Source organism: Streptomyces sp. NPDC002265 (assembly GCF_040296125.1).
GTDB lineage: Bacteria > Actinomycetota > Actinomycetes > Streptomycetales > Streptomycetaceae > Streptomyces.
This window is the reverse complement of the sequence record NZ_JBEOWS010000626.1, coordinates 1-2427: the sequence shown is the minus strand read 5'-3', so window position 1 is coordinate 2427 and position 2427 is coordinate 1. Positions and strand designations below refer to the sequence as shown.

Here is a 2427-nt window from a genome sequence, read left to right as displayed (position 1 = left end):
GCCGCGGAGACCGCGGCACGCGAACAACTCCTCACCCGGTTGCTTCCCGGCCTGCCCGGCCCTCCCCTGCTGCGCCGCACCGGCGGCCGCCTCCAACTGGTCGGTCACGACGTCGAGCTGCGGTACGGAACGGACGGTCACTGGTACCCGTTCCGTAAGCAGTCCGGCCAGTGGTGGCCGGCCGGCCCTCCCTCCCAGGACGCCGTGGAGGCTGTGCTGCCAATCCTGCCGGGGACATGACCGGCCGGATCAGCTCCGATACCTGGTCCGGTGGATCAATCGGGTACGACTACCGCCCATCCATGCCCACCAGCACACCGCAGGCCCGACCGACTGCAAGCCCTCCTACCGGACGACACCCAGCGATCGCACAACGCCCGCTCAGATCTCGAGAGCCGACAATGCGGATCCGGGCCAGCCGGAGAGTGGAGCCGTCGGCTGTGTGGCGGGCCTCTACTGTTTGCCGCGTGTGTCCGGAGGGGGTCCTGTCGTGTCGGCTGCGACTGCGGCGAAGAGATCGTTGGCGTGAGCCAGCAGCATTCGCTGTTCTCCGGAAGGCAGCAGTGGATCGCTACCGCGACTGGCCACACGCCGGGCGAACTCCGCGCGAGCAGCAATGCCTTCAGGAGTGAGCGCCGTGTCGAACGTGGGGTTGCGGACGAAGGCGACACTGCCGCTGAGGTCTGTGGCGCGCTGACGTGGAGATGGCAGAAAACCGTCGGGTGAGTCGCAGGAAGTAGTGGGCAGCACGATGGAGAGCCGGTGGAAAACGGTGTGGAGGTCAAGGTACAGGGGACCATCCGGGATCCCGCGCTCGAAGAGCCGTAGCAGCGTGCCGGTGAAGCCGGTGTGTCGATCCGTCAGCCCGTACCCCGCCTGAGTGGTCTTTCCCGTCGCGCAGAGTACGTGTATATCTCCTGCGCTCGGGTCGTCGAGGGCCCGGCCCGCGAAGCAACAGTCCAGCACCACCACAGACTGCTTCGCCCGCAGAGACCGCAGACGGCTAAAGACGGCGCTTATGGGAAGGCCGGTGCGGATCCTGTCGGCACCTGCGTCGACCGACCCGTGGAGCGTCAAGAACAACTCCATGTGCCCGCGACCGCCACCGTCCAGGGATTCCTGCATGCCATGGCCCACGTAGTAGAAGAGCACCACGTCCGGCTTCTGGCCTGCGATCTTGTCCAACGGGCCGAGAACGTCCTCCGTGCTCCTGGGATTAGCGACCGTGAGCACCTGTTCCTCACGGAACAACCCGGTGTCCCCGGCCAGAGCCTGCTTGAGGTCCTCCACACCCGTTACTGCCTGTGGAACGTCATGCAGAAGGGATGAGGCGTACTCCGACATTCCCACGAGGACAGCCCACGAGTTTTCGCGGTCTATCAGGCGCGTCGGCCATGATTGGCTCATCCGGTCCCCTCGCATGGCTTGCAGTCCCGCCGAAGGCGTTCCATCAGCGCGGAAACGTCCCCCTGGCTTCGCACGGTACCGGTGATCACCTCGCCGTTCGGGCAGTTGACGACCACGCTGAAGGGCCTCGTCGTGTACCACTGAGACATCCAGTGGCCAACAGCCGTCAGAACGGCCGTGAACACCTGGGGATTTTCCGTGACCAGACGCAGGAACTCCTCCATGCCGCCCAATCGGCCGGGCTGAGCGGGCCTTGGTACCGCCTCGATGTCAGCGCGGGCCAGGCGTTCTGTGTCATGGAGCCACTGTCCGAGGCTTCGCACGAGGTCCGCAACTTCTTGATCGTCTCCGTCGAAGCGAATGATCAACTCAGACACATCAAACCCCCTGAAGTCAGTCGAACCGAGATCTCTACGACACCTCTCCATGCCGAGGATCCCGGCTGCCGCCTCAGACTCGGAGTCATGAGGAGGAGCAGATCCCCTCTTGCAGTGAAATCAACTGATGCTCGAGGGTAGCCAGACGATCACTCTTTGGCTATATGGCGACAAAGCAACTGATCTGCTACATGCGGGAAGCGAAGAGGTGCTGATGCGCGCTGCTGCCCTGTGAGGCCGGTGTATGGAGGTGGCCGCTGAAGAGCCGGGCTGCGTCCCCGTACGACCGGCCTCCACGATCGCGTATCCGGTCTTCGAGTCGGTGAAGTCCTCGACGCCCTGGGTCGGCACCATCCCTTTTGCGGAACAGCGGCGAGCCGGGATCGATGAGCGCGCGCTCGTTCCTGTGAGCCTACGCGGCCCATGCGTTCATGAACTTGGGTTCGCCACCGAGCGGTTCGACGTCGTCGTCGAGCGGTGCTTCCACCGTAACCGTTGCTGGGGCAATTTCCGATATGGGCCGGCCACGCCACAGGGTCAGGCCGGTGACTGAACCGCACCGGGTTGTCCGGAGACTCTAGGTTGTGGCTGTGACCAGGCGTTTCGTGGCCGTCAGGTAGTAGTTGACTTCGTATTCGGCGGG

The 2427-nt window shown here is 64.4% G+C and carries 2 protein-coding genes and 1 pseudogene; 1 reads left to right on the top strand and 2 read right to left on the bottom strand.

All coding sequences use genetic code 11. The features are described from left to right. Positions 1 to 240, top strand: a pseudogene (locus tag ABT085_RS45695) (SWF or SNF family helicase); the annotation flags it as partial. 213 nt (positions 241 to 453) lie between these two features. On the opposite strand, the gene ABT085_RS45690 reads toward ABT085_RS45695, so the two are convergent. Together ABT085_RS45690 and ABT085_RS45685 are read right to left on the bottom strand one after the other, a co-directional pair. After that, entirely contained in the window at positions 454 to 1407 is a 954-nt protein-coding gene (locus ABT085_RS45690; protein WP_351623001.1) for a caspase family protein, read from the bottom strand. After that, the gene (locus ABT085_RS45685; RefSeq protein ID WP_351622999.1) at positions 1404 to 1784 is read right to left on the bottom strand and encodes an effector-associated constant component EACC1; all 381 of its coding nucleotides are present in this window, start codon (positions 1782 to 1784) and stop codon (positions 1404 to 1406) included. The genes ABT085_RS45690 and ABT085_RS45685 overlap by 4 nt, the downstream gene beginning before the upstream one ends. Between the last annotated feature and the right edge of the window lie 643 nt (positions 1785 to 2427).

Coding starts and splice junctions, on each gene's coding strand:
- ABT085_RS45690 (WP_351623001.1), bottom strand. CDS start 1,407: ATGAGCCAATCATGGCCGACGCGCCTGATAGACCGCGAAAACTCGTGG.